Origin of the sequence: Pseudomonas sp. MRSN 12121 (assembly GCF_000931465.1) — a bacterium.
GTDB lineage: Bacteria > Pseudomonadota > Gammaproteobacteria > Pseudomonadales > Pseudomonadaceae > Aquipseudomonas.
In genome coordinates this window covers 5,628,587-5,646,991 of record NZ_CP010892.1, presented here as the reverse complement: position 1 = coordinate 5,646,991, position 18,405 = coordinate 5,628,587, and the positions used below count along the sequence as shown (strand labels likewise).

At 65.2% G+C, this 18,405-nt stretch carries 15 protein-coding genes; 12 read left to right on the top strand and 3 right to left on the bottom strand.

From position 1 onward, the window contains the following. The first annotated feature begins 3 nt into the window (after positions 1–3). From cyoB to cyoE, 4 genes are read left to right on the top strand one after another with little or no spacing between them, the layout of a single operon-like run. Positions 4–2,022 (top strand): cytochrome o ubiquinol oxidase subunit I, encoded by a 2,019-nt coding sequence (gene cyoB / locus TO66_RS25600; protein WP_044464898.1) that lies wholly within the window; start codon positions 4–6, stop codon positions 2,020–2,022. A 3-nt stretch (positions 2,023–2,025) separates the two neighbouring features. Further along, entirely contained in the window at positions 2,026–2,652 is a 627-nt protein-coding gene (locus TO66_RS25595) for a cytochrome o ubiquinol oxidase subunit III (protein ID WP_044464897.1), read from the top strand. Then, positions 2,652–2,987, top strand: a complete 336-nt coding sequence (cyoD, locus tag TO66_RS25590) for a cytochrome o ubiquinol oxidase subunit IV (protein ID WP_044464896.1) — start codon at positions 2,652–2,654, stop codon at positions 2,985–2,987. Before TO66_RS25595 ends, cyoD begins: the two co-directional genes overlap by 1 nt. 11 nt (positions 2,988–2,998) lie before the next feature. Next, entirely contained in the window at positions 2,999–3,886 is an 888-nt protein-coding gene (gene cyoE, locus TO66_RS25585) for a heme o synthase (RefSeq protein ID WP_044464895.1), read from the top strand. A gap of 112 nt (positions 3,887–3,998) precedes the next feature. Here the strand turns inward: cyoE and TO66_RS25580 are convergent, their stop codons facing one another. The 3 genes from TO66_RS25580 to TO66_RS25570 form a co-directional block, all read right to left on the bottom strand. Continuing rightward, positions 3,999–4,697 (bottom strand): hypothetical protein, encoded by a 699-nt coding sequence (locus TO66_RS25580; RefSeq protein WP_044464894.1) that lies wholly within the window; start codon positions 4,695–4,697, stop codon positions 3,999–4,001. Positions 4,698–4,903: 206 nt separating this feature from the next. Then, on the bottom strand, positions 4,904–6,046 hold the full coding sequence (locus tag TO66_RS25575; protein WP_044464893.1) for a fatty acid desaturase: 1,143 nt from the start codon (positions 6,044–6,046) through the stop codon (positions 4,904–4,906). Positions 6,047–6,060: 14 nt separating this feature from the next. Then, complete coding sequence (locus tag TO66_RS25570; RefSeq protein WP_044464892.1) at positions 6,061–7,530, bottom strand: amidase; 1,470 nt, start codon at positions 7,528–7,530, stop codon at positions 6,061–6,063. Positions 7,531–7,876: 346 nt separating this feature from the next. On the opposite strand from TO66_RS25570, the gene TO66_RS25565 reads away from it, so the two are divergent. The 8 genes from TO66_RS25565 to TO66_RS25530 all read left to right on the top strand — a co-directional run bounded on the left by TO66_RS25565 (position 7,877) and on the right by TO66_RS25530 (position 18,397). Continuing rightward, positions 7,877–9,718 carry a fatty acyl-AMP ligase gene (locus tag TO66_RS25565; RefSeq protein ID WP_044466158.1) on the top strand — a complete coding sequence of 614 codons (1,842 nt, stop codon included), beginning with the start codon at positions 7,877–7,879 and terminating at the stop codon, positions 9,716–9,718. Further along, positions 9,715–10,584 carry a LuxR C-terminal-related transcriptional regulator gene (locus tag TO66_RS25560; RefSeq protein WP_044464891.1) on the top strand — a complete coding sequence of 290 codons (870 nt, stop codon included), beginning with the start codon at positions 9,715–9,717 and terminating at the stop codon, positions 10,582–10,584. Before TO66_RS25565 ends, TO66_RS25560 begins: the two co-directional genes overlap by 4 nt. A 604-nt stretch (positions 10,585–11,188) precedes the next feature. Next, the gene (locus TO66_RS25555) at positions 11,189–11,575 is read left to right on the top strand and encodes a DUF6124 family protein (RefSeq protein WP_044464890.1); all 387 of its coding nucleotides are present in this window, start codon (positions 11,189–11,191) and stop codon (positions 11,573–11,575) included. A 361-nt stretch (positions 11,576–11,936) separates the two neighbouring features. Beyond that, complete coding sequence (locus TO66_RS25550) at positions 11,937–12,215, top strand: acyl carrier protein (RefSeq protein WP_044464889.1); 279 nt, start codon at positions 11,937–11,939, stop codon at positions 12,213–12,215. Beyond that, positions 12,208–14,820, top strand: a complete 2,613-nt coding sequence (locus tag TO66_RS25545) for an aminotransferase class III-fold pyridoxal phosphate-dependent enzyme (RefSeq protein ID WP_044464888.1) — start codon at positions 12,208–12,210, stop codon at positions 14,818–14,820. The genes TO66_RS25550 and TO66_RS25545 overlap by 8 nt, the downstream gene beginning before the upstream one ends. Before the next feature lie 28 nt (positions 14,821–14,848). Then, positions 14,849–15,985 (top strand): acyl-CoA dehydrogenase family protein, encoded by a 1,137-nt coding sequence (locus TO66_RS25540; protein ID WP_044464887.1) that lies wholly within the window; start codon positions 14,849–14,851, stop codon positions 15,983–15,985. Positions 15,986–16,064: 79 nt separating this feature from the next. Beyond that, positions 16,065–17,369 carry a fatty acid desaturase gene (locus tag TO66_RS25535; protein ID WP_044464886.1) on the top strand — a complete coding sequence of 435 codons (1,305 nt, stop codon included), beginning with the start codon at positions 16,065–16,067 and terminating at the stop codon, positions 17,367–17,369. Further along, entirely contained in the window at positions 17,366–18,397 is a 1,032-nt protein-coding gene (locus TO66_RS25530; protein WP_044464885.1) for a ferredoxin--NADP reductase, read from the top strand. The genes TO66_RS25535 and TO66_RS25530 overlap by 4 nt, the downstream gene beginning before the upstream one ends. The last annotated feature ends 8 nt before the right edge of the window (positions 18,398–18,405 follow it).

Genomic DNA, 18,405 nt, shown 5'->3' with positions numbered 1-18,405 from the left:
ACGATGTTTGGTAAATTAAGTCTGGACGCGATACCGTTCCACGAGCCGATCGTCATGGTGACCGTTGCCATGATCATCCTCGGTGGTCTGGCGCTTGTCGCGGGTATCACCTATTTCAAGAAGTGGTCCTACCTGTGGACCGAATGGCTGACCTCGGTCGACCACAAGAAAATCGGCGTGATGTACATCATCGTCGCCATGGTCATGCTCCTGCGCGGCTTCGCCGACGCCATCATGATGCGTACCCAGATGGCCATGGCCACCGAGGGCTCGCCCGGCTACCTGCCGCCTGAACACTATGACCAGATCTTCACCGCCCACGGTGTGATCATGATCATCTTCATGGCGATGCCTTTCTTCACCGGCCTGATGAACCTTGCAGTGCCGCTGCAGATCGGCGCGCGTGACGTTGCCTATCCGTTCCTCAACTCCCTGAGCTTCTGGCTGCTGGTTTCCGGCGTCGTGCTGATCAACCTGTCCCTGGGCGTCGGCGAATTCGCCAAGACCGGCTGGGTTGCCTATCCGCCGCTGTCGGGCCTGCAATACAGTCCGGGCGTGGGTGTGGACTACTACATCTGGGCGCTACAGCTATCAGGGCTAGGGACGACGTTAACGGGGGTCAACTTCCTGGCCACCGTGCTGAAAATGCGTACCCCTGGCATGAAGCTGATGGACATGCCGATCTTCACCTGGACCTGCACCTGGGCCAACGTGCTGATCGTCGCTTCGTTCCCGATCCTGACCGCTACGCTGGCACTGCTGACCCTCGACCGTTACATGGATTTCCACATTTTCACCAATGAACTTGGTGGCAATCCGATGATGTACGTGAACCTGTTCTGGGCCTGGGGTCACCCTGAGGTGTACATCCTGATCCTGCCGGCGTTCGGCATCTTCTCCGAAGTCATCTCGACCTTCTCGGGCAAGCGCCTGTTCGGCCACCACTCGATGATCTACGCTTCCGGCGCGATCTCGGTACTGGGCTTCATGGTCTGGCTGCACCACTTCTTCACCATGGGTTCGGGCGCCAGCGTCAACGCCTTCTTCGGCCTGGCGACCATGCTGATTTCCATCCCGACGGGGGTGAAGCTGTTCAACTGGCTGTTCACCATCTACCACGGTCGCCTGCGCTTCACCAGCCACGTGTTGTGGACCCTGGGCTTCATGGTGACCTTCGCCATCGGCGGCATGACCGGCGTACTGCTGGCCGTTCCGGGTGCCGACTTCGTGCTGCACAACAGCCTGTTCGTGATCGCGCACTTCCATAACGTGATCATCGGCGGTGCGGTATTCGGCTACATCGCAGGTTTCGCCTTCTACTTCCCGAAAGCGTTCGGCTTCAAGCTGCACGAAGGCTGGGGCAAGGCGGCGTTCTGGTTCTGGATCTCGGGCTTCTTCGTCGCGTTCATGCCGCTCTATGCACTGGGCTTCATGGGCATGACCCGTCGCCTGAACGCCACTACCAACCCTGAGTGGGTGCCGTACCTGTACGTCGCCATGTTCGGTGCGGTGCTGATCGCCTGCGGTATCGCCAGCCAGCTGATCCAGCTGTACGTCAGTATCCGCGATCGCAAGCAGAACCAGTGCGTGTCCGGCGACCCATGGAATGCCCACACCCTGGAATGGTCGACTTCGTCGCCACCGCCGTTCTACAACTTCGCCGTGCTGCCGAAGGCCAACAGCATCGATCCGTTCACCGAAGCCAAGGAAGACGGTACCGCGTACCAGAAGCCTGCTCGCTACGAGCCGATCCACATGCCGAACAACACCGCCACCGGCCTGGTGATGGGTGCTCTGCTGACCGTGTTCGGTTTCGCGATGATCTGGCACATCTGGTGGATGGCGATCGCCAGCCTGGCTGGCACCGTGATCTATTTCGTGATCCACGCGGCGCGTGATGATCAAGGCTACATGGTGCCGGTCGACGTGATCGAACGCATCGAAGCCGAGCAGCACGCTCGCCTGGTCGCCGAGAAGAAGATCCCGGCCAACCGTGTAGAAACCTCGTTGGAACAGGCTTAAACCATGTCGAACTTAGTGACCAATGCTGGACACACCCATGTCGATGACCATGGGCACGATGACCACCACCACGACTCGGGCGAGATGACCGTATACGGTTTCTGGCTCTACCTGATGACCGACTGCATTCTGTTTGCGTCGATCTTCGCGGTGTACGCGGTACTGGTAAACAACGTAGCGGGTGGCCCGGCGGGCCACGACATCTTCGAACTGCCTTACGTGCTCGGCGAAACCGCCTTGCTGCTGTTCAGTTCGATCACCTACGGCTTCGCCATGCTGGCGTTCTTCCGGGGTAACAAGAAGCAGGTCCTGGGCTGGCTGGCCCTGACCTTCCTGTTCGGCCTGGGCTTCATCGGCATGGAGGTCAACGAGTTCCACCTGCTGATCTCCGAAGGCTACGGCCCTAGCCGTTCGGGCTTCCTGTCCGGGTTCTTCACCCTGGTGGGCACCCACGGTCTGCACGTGACCGCCGGCCTGATCTGGATGGCCGTCATGATGTATCAGGTCAACAAGCACGGCCTGACCGCGACCAACAAGACCCGCCTGAGCTGCCTGAGCCTGTTCTGGCACTTCCTGGACGTGGTCTGGATCTGCGTCTTCACCGTTGTCTACCTGATGGGGACCCTGTAATGGCTAATGCACACTCCCATGACAGCCATGATGCTGGCCACGGCAGCGTCAAGTCTTACGCTATCGGCTTCATCCTGTCGGTCATCCTGACCCTGATCCCGTTCGGCCTGGTGATGTACCCGACCTTGCCGAAGTCGATCACCTTGATGATCGTCCTGGCGTTCGCGGTGATCCAGGTCCTGGTTCACCTGGTGTACTTCCTGCACCTGGACCGCTCCGAGGCCCAGCGCAACAACGTGATCGCGTTCGTCTTCGCTGCCCTGGTAATCATCCTGCTGGTTGGCCTGTCGCTGTGGATCATGTTCAGCATCCACACCTACATGATGGCGAAGTGAGGTAAGACCCGATGTCGCTCAAGCACTTTATCCAAATCACCAAACCGGGGATCATTTTCGGTAACGTGCTTTCGGTGGCGGGCGGTTTTTTCCTGGCCTCCAAGGGACATGTCGATCTGGCCATCTTCCTGGCCGCGATGATCGGCACGTCCCTGGTGGTGGCTTCCGGTTGCGTGTTCAACAACTGCATCGACCGCGACATCGACCTGAAGATGGAGCGCACCAAGAACCGCGTGCTGGTCCAGGGCCTGATTTCCCTGAAAGTGGCCCTGGCCTACGCGACCATCCTGGGTGTCGCCGGCGTTGCGTTGTTGTACAAGGTGGCCAATCCGCTGGCGGCGCTGTTTGCCGTGATCGGCTTCGTCATCTACGTCGGCTTCTACAGCCTGTACCTCAAGCGCAAGTCGGTGCACGGCACGCTGGTGGGCAGCCTGTCCGGGGCGATGCCACCGGTGATCGGCTACGTGGCCGTGAGCAACAGCTTCGACATGGCCGCGCTGACCCTGCTGGTGATGTTCAGCCTGTGGCAGATGCCGCATTCCTACGCCATCGCGATCTTCCGCTTCAACGATTACCTGGCCGCATCGATTCCGGTGCTGCCGGTGAAGCGCGGCATCCTGGTGGCCAAGAAGCACATCCTGCTCTACATCCTGGCGTTCCTGGTGGCGACCCTGATGCTGACCTTCAGCGGCTACGCCGGCATGAGCTACCTGGCCGTGGCGGCCGCGATGGGCATGTACTGGCTGTACATGGCCTGGACCGGCTACAAGGCGGTGGACGACACCGTCTGGGCACGCAAGCTGTTCGTGTTCTCGATCTTCACCATCACCGCGCTGAGCGTGATGATGTCCCTGGATTTCAAGGTACCCAGCGAGCTGCTGCTGACCTACGCGCCGTAAGTGGCAAAGGTTGTAAAAAAGCCCCGCCTTCGAGAGAAGCGCGGGGCTTTTTTTTGGCCTGTGCGGCGGTGGGCCCATCGCGAGCCTGCTCGCGATGGCGCCATACCAGGGCTTACTGCTGCAGCGCGCTGTAGCCTTCGAACGCGGTCTGCTGCTGGATCGCGGTGACGATGTTCTTGCGGGTGGCCGGCTGTTCGTTGCCGTCCTTGTCGAAGAACACTTCGCTGGTCAGCTCCGCCTCGTCGCCTTCGCCGACGAAGGCGAAGCCGAGGAATTCGAAGGCTTCGCGGTCGACGTTGGCCTTGGAGCGCGGGCGGATCGGCAGGGTGACGCTGATGCCGTCCTTGCTGATGGCGAACACTTCCATTTCCTTCTTCGGCCGTGCCTTGCTCTTGCCGCCGCCCGGGTTGCTGATGGCCTGGTGAGTCTGGTTCAACACCTTCAGCGCCAGGCCGTAGACCAGCTCCTGGAAGCTCGGGTCGTCCTTGTAGCTGGACAGGATGCGGCTGATCGGGAATTTGCTGCTCAGTTCTTCCAGGGCGGCGCTGTCGGCGGCCTCGGCGTCCTTGAGCTGTTTGAGCTGGCCCATCAGTTCATAGGCGCGGTCGTCGTCGAAGCGGTCGTGAGCCTGGCGGATCTCGGTGCGCAGCTCGCGGATCTGGTCGCTTTCCTTGGAGGACTGGAAAGCGTCGAGGACCATCTCGCTGATGGTCTTGGCCTGGGAAACATGCTGTGAAAGATTGATGGCGTTTTCGTATTCGGCTTTGGACGACAAGGCGTTTACGGATTCTTCTGTACTGGAATCAGTCATTGATTTTTCACTACTTCTTTTAACTGGAAATGAGGCTAGAAAAGCACCGGGCCTTTTCAGGGCGCCTAATTTAGGGGACCGGGGGCCCATTGTCACGGGCCAACGGACCGGTGCCGGAAGGCGTGGCTCTACTGACCGGCGATCGGCGGGAAAATTCCGGCGCCGAACCTCCTGGCCGAGTGCTGGCGGTGCCTGCCTCGTTTCCTTCAGTGTCGCAGTGGCCGGTGGAACTCGGCGAACGACACCATGCGCTGGCGCGTCGGGTCCCAGAGCTTGAGCCGCAGGCAGCGATAGATGTCCCGCGGGTGCAGGGAGGTGGTGATGGGGTTCTGCAACGCCGGGATCGCCGCCATGGCCTCCGGCAGGCGGTAGAAGGGAATCCCCGAGTTGGCGTGGTGCACATGGTGGTAGCCGATGTTGGCGGTGAACCAGGCCATGAGCGGCCCGGTGCGCATGTAGCTGGAGGAGAACACCGCGGTGGCGGCGTAGTCCCAGTCGGCGCGCGCGGGGTAACGCACACCGGGAAAGTTGTGCTGGCAGTAGAACATGTAGGCGCCCAGCGCCGAGCCGGACAGGCTGGGGAGCAGCACGCCGTACAGCAGGATGTCCGGTGCCAGCAGCGCCAGGCCGATGGCGCTCGCCAGGTTCAGCGCCAGGGCCAGCAGCGCCCAGGGCCGGTGCCGCGGCTGGGTGAGCAGCGACACCAGGCAGATGCTGAAGATAAAGATGCTGAACGAGGCCAGCAGGATCATCAGCGGGTGCCGGGCGATGCGGTAGCGCAAGCGCTTGAGGCGCCCGGCCCGGGCATATTCCTCGGTGGACAGCAGCGGGAAGGTGCCCAGGTCCGTATGGGTGGACAGCAGCGGCAGGCGATTGTGTTCCGCGCCGACGTACTGGCAGCTGTGACCGTGGTGATAGTCGTGGGACTGCTTCCACAAGGTCGGCGGGGCCATCAGCAGCAGGCCGAAGGTCTTGAAGAACACCTCGGCGAAACGCGACCCCTTGAGAATCGCGCCGTGCATGTAGTCGTGGTACAGCACGAACATGCGCACCAGCGACAGACCCAGCAGCACGCTGCACCCCAGGCGCAGCGGCCACCACAGCGGCATGGCCACGGCCGCGCCGAACAGCCCGATCACCAGCAGCGTCGAGTAGAAATGCCACCAGCTCAGGCGGCGGTTTTCCACGGTGAAAGGCAGTGTCTGGCGAATCAGCTCCTTGCCGTAGCGCGCCAGCGCCTCGCGGTCCAGGCCGTCGGTGGGCCAGGGGATGGTCCCCGCCGGCGGGGGCTGCGAGGTGCGATCGGGCGGGCAATAGGGTGGGGCGGTCGGGGTGTCCAGCGTGCGCATGGGGGCTGCTCTCCTTAGCCGATGACCGCTTCGTGCGGGCGATGTTGCAGGAACAGCGGCGGGCGCCGGTCCTTCCAGGGCCGCGCCTGCTCCAGCTGGCCGGCCAGGCGGAACAGCAGGGCTTCCTCGCCGAAGCCCGCGCTGAACATCAGGCCGATCGGCAGGCCCTCGGCGTTCCAGTGCAGCGGCAGGGAAATCGCCGGTTGCCCGGAAGCGTTGTGGATGGCGGTGAAGGGGCTGTAGTCGATCAGCGGGCCGTAGGTGTTTTCCAGGTCGCTGGAATGGATATCCACCACCCCGTTGCGCAGCGGCGGCCGGGCCAGGGTCGGGGTCAGCCAGCAATCGTAGGTCTGGTGGAAACGCGCCATTTCCCGGCCCACCTGTTGCAGCACCAGTTCGGACATCTGGTACTCCACCGCGCTGACCCCGAGGCCGCGTCGATGCACGGCCTGGGTCAGGTTTTCCAGTTCGCCGGGCAGCGGCCCGCGCCCCAGTTGCAGGCTCATCAGTTCCACGGCGAAGGCGATGCCAGAGAACCACAGGGCGCTGAAGGCTTCGGCGAAGCTTTGCAGGTCCAGTGGCGGCGCGGCTTCTTCCACATGGTGGCCGAGGGATTCGAGCAGGCGCGCGGTGCTTTCCACCGCGGCGATGCAGTCGGGGTGCAGCGGCCGCCCGGCCGGGTCGGTGCTGGAGAAGGCGATGCGCAGGCGCCCGGGTTCACGCTCGAGCTGGTCGAGAAAGCGCCCTTGCATGGGCGGCGCGCGGTACGGGTCGCCCGGCACCACGCCGTGGGTGGCGTCCAGCAGGGCGGCGCTGTCGCGCACGCTGCGGGTCAGCACATGTTCGTCCAGCAGGCCGCTGAGCAGTTCGCCGAAGTCCGGGGCCAGGGAATTGCGCGCCCGGGTCGGCTTGAGGCCGACCAGCCCGCAGCAGGATGCGGGAATGCGGATCGAGCCGCCACCGTCGTTGCCGTGCGCCGCCGGCACCATGCCGGTGGCTACCGCCGCGGCGGCGCCACCGCTGGAGCCGCCGGTGGAATATTCCAGGTTCCACGGGTTGCGCGCCGGGCCGTAGAAGGCGCCTTCGGTGGTCGGCAGGATGCCGAATTCCGGGGCATTGCTCTTGCCGACGAATACCAGCCCGGCCTGGCGAAAGCGTTTCACCAGCTCGCAGTCCTGGGGCATGACCCGCGCTTGCAACATGCGCGAGGCCAGGGTCGAGGGCAGGTCCTGGCAGTCGCCGAGGATGTCCTTGAGCAGGAACGGCACGCCGTGCAGCGCGCCCGTGGCGGGTGCGTTGTCCTGGGCGGCGGCCTGGGCCCGGGCCTTGTCGTAGGCCTTGTAGACCACGGCGTTGACCGCCGGGTTGAAGGCCTCGATGCGGCGTATGGCTTCCTCGAGCAATTCGGAGGGGCGTACTTGCTTTCTTTTGACCAGATCGGCCAGGCCGACCGCATCGAAGCTGGCGTATTCGCTAAAAGACATCCTGTTCTCCCGGTGCTGCGCACGCTGATGGCGGTGCCGGAACGCTCCCGTTCCGGCCGGTTTTGTTCATGACATGGCTGGTTACACAAGCCCGGCTTGCGCAGGTTCCGGATATCGACTTCACCTCATTGCGGGGGGCATGACAGTGGTAACCGGGGCAAAAAAGCGGGCGTGCGGCGAACCATGGGGCGAATATGCGCCGGGGGCGGAAATTGCGGGTATACGCCGTTCGGAGTATTAACTTCGACTGCGCGCTCCCAGAGGATGATCAAGCGTAATGGATGCGCAAGGCCGCATGTTTCGGGCCTTGCGGGAGATGGCTAAGTACGGCTGCCTGGACAAAATAATGACTACGAACGACCACGATAGCGACGTTCCGTATGCGAATTTTTCGGAATGTCTGCAGCTTCACGCCCATACGATCCCGGACCGACTGGCCTATCGTTTTCTGCACAACGGGCGCGACGAAGCAACCCTGATCACCTTCTCCGAACTGGACCGCGCGGCACGAGCGGCCGCGGCCCGGTTGCAGGGGCATTGCCTGGCGGGGGACCGGGTGCTGATCCTGCTCAAGCCGGGCCTGGACTATGTGATTGCCTTCATGGGCTGCCTGTATGCCGGGCTGGTGGCGGTGCCGGCCTACCCGCCGGGGGCGACCAAGACCCTGGACCGGCTCGACGGCATCGTCGACGACTGCCAGCCCACGGCGGCGCTGGCCAGCGGCGAAGATGTCGCGACCATCCAGGCCCGGCTGGGGCACGCCGCGCGGCCCCTGGTGCTGGACATGGCGACCCTGGACCTGGCGCTGGCCAGCCAGTGGCGCAGCGTGCCGGTGACCCGGGATGACATCGCCTTCTTGCAATACACCTCCGGTTCCACCGGGACGCCCAACGGGGTGGCGGTGACCCACGGCAACCTGATCCACAACTCGCGCAGCATCAGCCGCGGCTTCCTGACCCACAAGGACAGCCACCTGGTGAGCTGGCTGCCGCCGTACCACGACATGGGGCTGATCGGCGGCATCCTGCAGTCGCTGTTCGTCGGCTTCGGCTCGACGCTGCTGGCGCCGATCCACTTCCTGCAACGGCCGCTGCGCTGGTTGCAGGCCATCAGCACCTACCGCGGCACGGTCAGCGGCGGGCCGAACTTCGCCTATGAACTGTGCCTGCGCAAGATCAAGGACGAAGAGCTCGCCGGCCTCGACCTGAGCTGCTGGGAGGTGGCCTTCAACGGCGCCGAACATGTGCGGGCGCAGACCATCGCCGCCTTCCAGGCGCGTTTCGCCCGCGCCGGCTTTGCCAGCACCTCGGCCTTTCCCTGCTACGGGCTGGCCGAGGGCACGCTGATGGTCAGCGCCGGCGGCAGCAAGCGCGAGCCGGTGATCCGCCAGTTCCATGCCGGCCTGCTGGAGGACAACGTGGCGCGCCTGCATGACGGCCCGGGCCACGAGGCCGAGCTGCGCCTGCGCACCCTGGTCAGCAGCGGACGCGGCATTCCGGGGCAGGGGCCGTTCATCTGCGACCCGCACACCGAGCAGCCGCTGGAGGACGGCCGGGTCGGGGAAATTTGCATCCTCGGCGACAGCGTCGCCAGCGGTTACTGGCAGCGCCCGGACAGCACCGCCGCGGCCTTTCGCCCGGCCCCGCCGACGCTTGGCTGGCCGCGCTACTTCCGCACCGGCGACTTGGGGTTCCTGCTCGACGGCGAGCTGTTCGTCACCGGCCGGCTCAAGGACCTGATCATCGTCAATGGCGTCAACCATCACCCCGGCGATATCGAGAACACCGTGCTGCGCACCCATGACAGTTTTCGTCCGGACGGCACCGCGGCCTTCAGCATCGATGCCGGCGACAGCGAGCAGGTGGTGATCGCCCAGGAGATCGAGCGGCGCGCCTTGCGCAGTTTCGACTTGCCGCAGCTGTTCGGCGAATTGCAGACGCGGCTATGGCAACAGCACCAATTGGCGCGGCCGGTGCTGTTGCTGGTATTCGGCGGGTCGTTGCCGCGCACTTCAAGCGGCAAGATCAAGCGCCAGGAATGCCGCAAGCAGTTCGAGCCCTGGCTGGCGGCGCTGGATGGCGCGGCGCCGGTCGAGGCCCATCCCCTGGACAAATCGGTGGTCGCGGTGCAGAGCAATGGCCGGATCCTGCGGGACATCACCCTCGATACGCAGGTCGTGCAAGCATGACTAGCCTATCGATCGGCCCGGTGCATGCGCACAAACCCGCGGCGCTGCTGTTCGCCCAGCCGGCCTTCTGCGAGCCGCGGCTGGAACTGGCCAGCCGCCCGCGGACGGTGCTGGCGCTGCCGCCCACCGACAGCCAGCAGCGCCTGCAACTGACCAGCGTGCTCAACTCCATCACCTCGGCGCGCAGCATCGCCGAGCTGACGCAGCAGACCCAGCTGGCGCTGCCGCAGATCCTGCCGTGCGAGAACTTCGTGTTCGCCAGCGGCCGGGTCCGCGCGCACCGGGTGTTCTTTTCCCACCTGATCCATCCGGACACGGTGTCCGACAGCCTGATCAAGGCCATCGTCGGCCGCGACGGCATGATCCCGCCGCTGGGCATCGACCCCATCGAGCATTGCGGGCGCCCCAAGTTCACCACGGTGGAGCGCCTGGGCAATTCGGCGGACCAGGTGTGGGCGAAGATCTTTCGCGAACACGGGATCCGCAATCTGGGCTGGACGCTGTTGCCCGGGCTGCACCGCAATACCTTCACCGGCTATTTCTTTCACAACATCTCGGCCACCGTGGCCCATGAAAGCAAGATGCGCATGATGGTCTTTGCGCCCTACCTGCACATCGCCCTGAACCGGGCGCTGGGCAGCAAGCTGCTGCGCCACAACCCGGGGCCGAACCATCAACTGTTATCCGTGCTGTCCGGCCGCGAAGCGGAGATTTCGCGTTGGGTGGCCCGAGGCAAGACCAACTGGGAGATTGGTCAGATCCTCGGCATCAGCGACAAGACCGTGAAGACCCATCTGCAGAACATCTTCTTCAAGCTCCAGGCGTCGAGTCGGGCGCAGATCGCGGCGTTGTTCTGCGACGAGTGAGGGCGCCTGCCTGCCGTTTATCCAGTAACCATCCCACAGTGCTGACGGGGCTCGGCGCTTTCCGGTCGCGTGCGCCTTTGTAGCCGCTGTCGAGCCCTAGCGAGGCTGCGATCGACCGCGAAGCGGGCGCAGGATTTTGAAATCGCTGGAGGACCTTCGGTCCTATCGCAGCCTCGCTAGGGCTCGGCAGCGGCTACAGGATCGCGGGTAGATCGGGACCTTGTGTAGGGGCGAGCTTGCTTGCGATCAGATTGTTGGGATGAGACAGGTTTTGCCTTGTAGGACGCTGTCTGAAAGTGAGGCGCTTCGCTTTCTTTCGTAGGGCTTTTCCGAGAAGCTCTGGGCCGCTTGTGTCTGGGAAGGGCGCTGTCTAGCCTCGGGTTCGTCACTGAATTTTCGGTGATCGGGTTTAGCAGCTCGCTTCCAAGTCACGCAGGTATTGCGCTCAACTCAACCAGTTATTTCGGTTGCTGTCATGGCGGCTATGCGTGGGGCACCCTTGGGTGCGCCGGAATTCTTGGACCGGTCTGCTAACCCGCGTATAGCTGCCACCCTTATTCGTTTAGCAGCGGTCGGTGGTGGCTCCATTCCAAGAGGATCCACCATGAAAAAGCTCGTCCCCGATCCACCTGTTTCTCTTCTTTCTGCACGTCGCAATCCAGAACATGACCTGACGAACAAGGCGGTCCTGCATTCCCTGGCCAAGGGTTCGGGGGAGGGGCTTCTCTTGCAGTCCCTGGGCTCCACCGCGGGGCATGCGGTGGGCCGCGATTCGCTGTTTGCCGTGCGCGAGGGCGTCAATGCCGAGGAGGCGCTGGTGCATGTGTCGATCCTGCTCAAGGCGGCCGAGGAGGTCTCCGACGAGATCACCGAACGGGCCAGCGGCGTGGAGCGCGGTCTGATCTGGTCGATGATCCACTCGGTGGAAATGGCGCGCGCCGTGGTGGATGCATTGCTCGACGGGTCGGCAAGCCCCCGCCGCTCCCCGTAGCCGCTGCCGAGCCTTAGCGAGGCTGCGATAGGACCGCAGGTCCTCCGGCGGTATCAGGATCCTGCGCCCCCTTCGGGGTCGATCGCAGCCTCGCCGGGGCTCGGCAGCGGCTACAGAGTTATGTGCTGCGTGTGCCATCCCGTGACGCCTTGCGGCCCGCCGCTACTCCTTACGGAGTATTGAGCGCAGGCCCCATCGCGCCGAGCATCTGGGTGTAGCAAATGGCCGCCCTGCCGCGGCCATCCACACTCAAAACGCGTTTGCATCAAGACGCCTGTCCAAGCGTTCTCCGCGGCTTTTCAGCTCGGGTGGCGCGGGCCAACGGCCATGCAAAGGAAGCGGAATACGCTGGGAGGCGACTGTGCACATAGACGAAATAACCTTTGCCGTGACCGAGACCCTGGCCAGCCTGCTGGAGGTCGATTCCGGGTCGCTGGATGTCGAGCGTTCGTTCCATGAAATGGGCGTCGACTCGGTGCTGATCGTCGGGATGTCCGCCGAGTTCGAGGACCGTTTCGGCATCTCCCTGGACCCCGAGCTGGCCTACCAGCACGACACCGTGCGCAAGGTCAGCCAGCACCTGTACGGCGTCATCAACCAGGGCGCGCTGCAGGCCCTGGCGGAGGTGAGCCATGGCTGATTCGCTGCTCAATGTCACCCGCCAGGAACTGCTGGAGTTCGTCGGCCTCAACGAGACGGTGGTGCGTGCCCAGGGCACGCGTATCGAGACCGCCAGCGGCCAGACCCTGATCGACTTCGTCGGCCAGTTCGGCGCGGTGCCTTTCGGTTATGGCGCGGCACCGGTCACCGAGGCGATCCAGGCGTTCCTCGCCAGCGGCCAGCCTTCGCTGATCCAGCCGCTGATCAACCCCGCCGCCGAAGCGTTGGCGCGGCGCCTGATCGAGCTGGCGCCGGGCACGCATTCGAAAGTGACCTTCACCACCAGCGGTGCGGAGACGGTCGAAGCGGCGATCAAGCTGTGCCGCGCCGCGACCCAGCGCGAGCAGGTGATCGGCACCCTGACCGGCTTCCACGGCAAGACCCAGGGCGCGGTGGCGGTCACCGGCAAGGCCATCTATCGCGAGCCGTTCCAGATCCGCGCCGAGGGTTTCAGCCATGTGCCCTATGGCGACCTGCAGGCCCTCGAAGAACAACTCAAGGGCCGTCGCGCCGCGGCCTTTTTCGTCGAGGCGGTGCAGGGCGAGGCGGGCATGATCACGCCGCCGCCCGGCTACCTGCTGGCGGCGCAGCAGCTCTGCCGGCAGTACGGCACGCTGTTCGTGCTCGATGAAATCCAGACCGGCCTGGGGCGCACCGGCGAGCTGTTCGCCGCCACCGCCCACGGCCTGGAACCGGACGTGGTGCTGCTGGCCAAGGCCCTGGGCGGCGGGGTCGCGGCCATCGGTGCGTGCATCTACGGCGAGCAGTGCTGGAGCCGCGATTTCGATCGCCATCACAGTTCCACTTTCGCCGTGAACGGCTTCAGCGCCACCATCGGCCTGGCGGTGCTCGACCAGCTCACGGCCAACGACGGGGCGCTGCTCAAGCACGCGGCAGAGCAGGGCGCCTACCTGCACGCCGGCTTGTCGCGCCTGGTGCGCAACTATCCCGAGGTGTTCGAAAGCCTAGACGGTCGCGGCCTGATGCTCGGCCTGAAATTCCGTCGCTGGAGCGGCGAGCGCCTCTACACCCTGTCCCTGGCCAGTGCCTTCGGCGCCCTGGTGCCGATCGTCTGCGGCTATCTGAAAAGCCGGCATGGGGTGTACTGCCTGCCGACCCTCACCGAAGGCAATGTGCTGCGCATCCAGCCGCCACTGTGCATCGAGCGCGCCGATATCGACGTGCTGCTCGAAGGCCTTGAGGCGGTGGCGGAGTTGGTGGTGCACGACCAGCAACACCGCTTGATCCTCGAGGCCCATGGCTACGCCGGGCCACGGGGCGCCCTGAGCCCCTGGAGCGCGCCCGGCAAACTGCGCAGCGGCGGACGCTGCCTGGGACGCTTCGCCTTCCTGCTGCACCCGACCACCGCCGAGAGCGTCAACGGCGACAGCGTGGTGGACGGCCTGGGGCTGTCGGCGGCGGAAAAGACCTTCATGCAGGGCTGGCTCGACGACTTCTCCGAATGGGCCAAGCCCGACCTCGACGCCGGCGTGTCCTACCACGCGCGGCGGGTCTACAACGATGCCGGCGACTACGTCGAAGGCTGGCTGGTCGGCAGCCTGCTGCTGCCACGCGACCTGATGCGCCTGAGCCTGGGCAAGCGGCGCAAGCTGCTGGCCAACTACCTGGACAGCGTCGCCGGGCTGGAGGTGGATTTCGTCGGGCTGGGGGCCTACACCTCGGTGATTTCCAGCGCCGGCCTGGACGTCGTCAACCCGCGTTTCCACACCACCACCGGCAACAGCCTGACCGCCATGGTCGGCGTCGATGCGTTGCTGAGCACCTGCGCCAACCGCGGCGCGCCGCTGGCCAAGCGCCTGACCGGGGTGATCGGCGCCTACGGTTCGGTGGGGCGCCTGGCCAGCCTGCGCCTGGGACGCTTCTGCGAACACCTGGTGCTGCTCGGCAACGCCGCCAATCGCGGGGCGATGGACGAGCTGCGGCTGGTGGCCGGCGAGCTGTATCGCGATGCCCTGTTGCAGATCCAGGGCGGCCACAGCAGCGGCATCGCCAAGAGCCTGGTGCTGTTGTTACCGAGCCTGGCCAGCGTCGAGCAGTTGCTGGACCGCGACCTGAACGACGAAAACCAGTTGCGCGCGCTGTTCGACAGCGTCGATGTCCTGGCTCGCAGCAAGCCCCAGGCGCAGCCGCCGCTGGTGATCACCGCCGACCTGGCGAGCTGGTTGCCGCGCCTGGAGGCGGTGCTTTCGGCCACCTCCAACGGTTCGGCCTTCATCGACCCGGTGGCGCTGCACCACAACGCGATCATCTGCGACTGCGCGCAGCCGCCGGACATCGGCCACGCCACGCTGATGCTGCGCCCGGACGTCACGGTGATCGAAGGCGGCCTGATCCACCTGCCCGACCGCGGCCAGCGCTTCGGCCAGCAGAACCTCACCGGCCTGCCCACCGGCGTGACCTTCAGCTGCCTGGCCGAAACCATGGTCCTGACCATGGCCGGCCTGCGGCGCGACTACAGCATCGGCAAGCGCCCGCCGCTGGCGGATGCCGAAGCGATTTTCGACCTGGCCCGAGCCTTCGGTTTCGCCCCCGCGGTGGAGCAGTTGATCGAAAAAGCCGGTTAACCCTGACCACGAGAAAGGAGTCCCCACCATGTCGATGCACAACGCCCGCAACGCCACCGAGAAGTACCTGCCAGGCTTGCTCGCCGCCCTGCGCGAACGTGGCCTGAGCGCCCTGGAACAGGCCGAGCCGGCCGAGCTCTGCGCGCTGTTTCGCGATTACCGCGCCGCCGGCCTGATCATCCCCGAGACCTACGGCGGCCTCGGCGCCTCGCCGGAGGAAACCGTGGAGATCCTGCGGGCCATCGGTTCGCTGTGCCCGTCCCTGGCGGTGATGATGACCATGCACCACCACACCATCGCCACCATCGTGCAACTGGGCGGGCTGATCCCGGCGGCGGAAGAACTGCTGTGGGGCATCACCCAGAACCAGTTGCTGATCGCCTCGGCCTTCGCCGAGGGCAAGCCGGGTTCGCAGATCTTCAACGCCAGCGTCAAGGCGCGGCCGGTGGAGGGCGGCTTCGTCCTCGACGGCAGCAAGAAGCCTTGCACCATGAGCCACCACATGGACGTGATCGTGGTCGGCGTCGCCTGCGAGCAGGACGACGGCAGCGTCAGCCAGGGCTTTGCCGTGGTCTTCTCCGACGGCAGCAACGTCACCCGCGAACCCTTCTGGAACGCCAGGGTACTGCGCGCCACCGACAGCAACGAACTGGTGTTCAACGGCGTGTTCGTGCCCAGCGAGCGCATGCTCCTGGCCGATGGCGCCGACAGCGCGGAGGTGGCCGCCACCGCCATGGAAACCTCGCTCAACGGCCTGAGCTGGTTCCAGCTGATGGTGGGTGGCAGCTACCTGGGCGTGGCTTCGGCACTGGTCGAGCGGCTGTTGCGCAAGCCCTTCGCGGATCCTGCGCAACTGGCCCTGCTGGGCATCGAACTGGAAGGCGCCCACCAGGCGCTGATCGGCACCGCCGGCGAATTGCAGGCCCAGCAGGACACGCCGATGAACACCTACAACAAGGCGCTGTGCACCCGCTTCCTGGTGCAGGCGGCGATCGAGCGCTCGACCAACCTCAGCGTCGAGCTGCTGGGCGGCATGGAGTTCATCGCCTCCGACGAGGTGGCCTACCTGCTGGCGGCCTCCCGGGCGATCTGCTTCCACCCGATCTCCCGCAGCGCCGCCACGCCGATGCTGGCGCAGTTCCTGCGCGAGTCCTACAGCGTCTGATTCGCCTGCTACCGCGGTCGCAGGCGCGGCGCCCCGGCGTCGCCTGCGGCACCGGCAACATGCCTAATGGAGTAGAAGCATGAGTAGCGATTTTCTCTATCCGCAGCGGCCGGCCAACGTCGGTCGCGGGTTTCACTGCCTGGCCATTCCCCTGTTCGGCGTGCTGCTGGTGTTCAACACCGCGGCCATCGCCGTGATCCTGACCCTGTCCTACAGCCTGCACGCTGGGCGCTGGCTGCTGGCGCGGCTGCCGGGCGTGAGCGCGCTGAGCGGCTGGCTGGTCCGGGCGTATCACCGGTTGTTGCAGCCCCTGGCCGACCGGCTGCTCAAGGACCCGCGCGACGAGCCGATCCTGGCCGCCGCCATCAGCCTGGGCCTGACCGCCGGGCCGGTGTTCATCGCCCAGCTGTGGCTCAAGGAAATCTCCTGGCTGCTGGTGCTGCTGTTCTATGCCTGCGTCTATGGGCCGAACATTCGCGGCTTCGTCCGTTCCTTCAGTGCCATGCACCAGGAAGGCCATGTGCCCGGCGGCATCTTCAAGCGTTCGAGCCTGCTCGATCGCTGGGTCGGCAACTCTTTCCTGTACATGTTCTTCGCCATTCCCATGGGCCTGATCCCCCACGCGGCGGCGCACTTGCAACAGCACCACCGGGAGAACGCCGGGCCGCTGGATGTCTACGCCACCGCGCGCTACAACCACGCCAGCGCCTGGGATTTCGCCGTGTACATGGTGCGCGAGGTGATGTACCAGCAGTTCATGGTCTCGCCCTGGCTGTACTTCAAGAGCAAGCACAAGCGCAGCCAGGCGCGGGCCATGGTCATGGGCAACCTGGTGCACGTCGGGCTGTTCGTCGCGCTGGCGCTCTACAGCCTGCCGATCGCCGTGCTCTACATGCTGGTGCCCTGGTGCGCGAGCAATTTCCTGATGGGCGTCATCCACTGGAGCCAGCATGCCTTCTACGGCGGCCAGCAAGACCCGCGCGACTGGATGTACAACACCGTCACCCTGCTGGAAACCCCGGTCAACAGCTTCAACGAGGGCTACCACGCCTGCCACCACCACTGGGCCATCGGCCACTGGTCGGAGAGCCCGGCGCTGTTCGAACGGCTCAAGCCGGAACTGGCCGCCGCGGGCTCCATGGTGTTTCGCGACCTCAGCGTGTTCGACCTGTTCGTGCTGCTGATGCTGCGTCGCTTCGACACCCTGGCCCACAAGCTGGACTGGTGGGAGCCGCTGGACCACGCCGGGAAAGTCCGGCTGTTGCGCCAGCGGGTGCTGCCGGCGCCCATCGCGGCCCACGAGCGTGCCCATCAACGGCACCTCGACACCCCGCAAGACGCCCATGAACCTACCCCCGCGCGCAGCGCCCTGGGCCAGCCATGAACCGACCCCTGACCTTGAAAGTCGCCGCCATCGAGCGGGAAACCGACGACGCGGTGACCATTCACCTCAAGCAGCCGTTGCTGCGCAAAGTCCGCTACAGCGCCGGGCAGTACCTGACCCTGGAGGTCGACGTCGATGGCGCCAAGGGCTGTCGCGCCTATTCCATCAGCAGCACGCCGGGGCTGGACAAGACCCTGTCGATCACCGTCAAGCGGGTGGCCGGCGGCAAGGTGTCCAACCGCCTGGTGCAGGAGTTGAGCGCCGGCGACGCGGTGCAGACCCTGGGCACCCACGGTCGCTTCACCTTCGTTCCGCAACCGGGCCAGGGCCGGCACCTGGTGCTGCTGGCGGCGGGCAGCGGGATCACGCCGATCTTCTCGATCCTCAAGTCGGCGCTGCACTTCGAGCCGGACGCGCAGGTGTCGCTGATCTACGGCAACCGCAACCGGCAGTCGGTGATCTTCGGCGACAAGCTCGACCAGTTGCGGCAGACCTTCGGCGAGCGCTTGCAACTGGTGCACGTGCTGTCGCGGCCGCAGGGGCCGGGGGGCCAGGAAGGGCGCCTGACCCGGCAGCGGCTGCTGGACCTGCTCGGCGCGCTGCCCGGGCCCCAGGCCCGCGAGTACTACAGCTGCGGCCCCAGCGGCATGATGGACGAGGTCAGCGCCGCCCTGGAGACCCTGGGCATCGCCCCGGAACGCGTGCACCAGGAGCGCTTCACCCCGGCCGAGGCCCCGACGCCCGGCGGTGATACGGCCAAACGCGTGGAGCTGCTGATGCAGGGCCAGGCCCATCGCTTCACGGTCGCCCCGGGCCAGAGCCTGCTCGACGCGGCCCTGGCCAACGGCATACAGCCACCGTTTTCCTGCCGCAGCGGCTTCTGCACCGCCTGCGTCTGCACCCGGTTGGCGGGGCAGGTACGCATGCGCGAGGACCACGGGCTGTCGGCGGACGAACTCAACCGGGACCAGGCACTGCTGTGCGTGGGCTACCCCATGACAGACGACGTGCGCCTGCAAGTCGATTAGCGATCCAG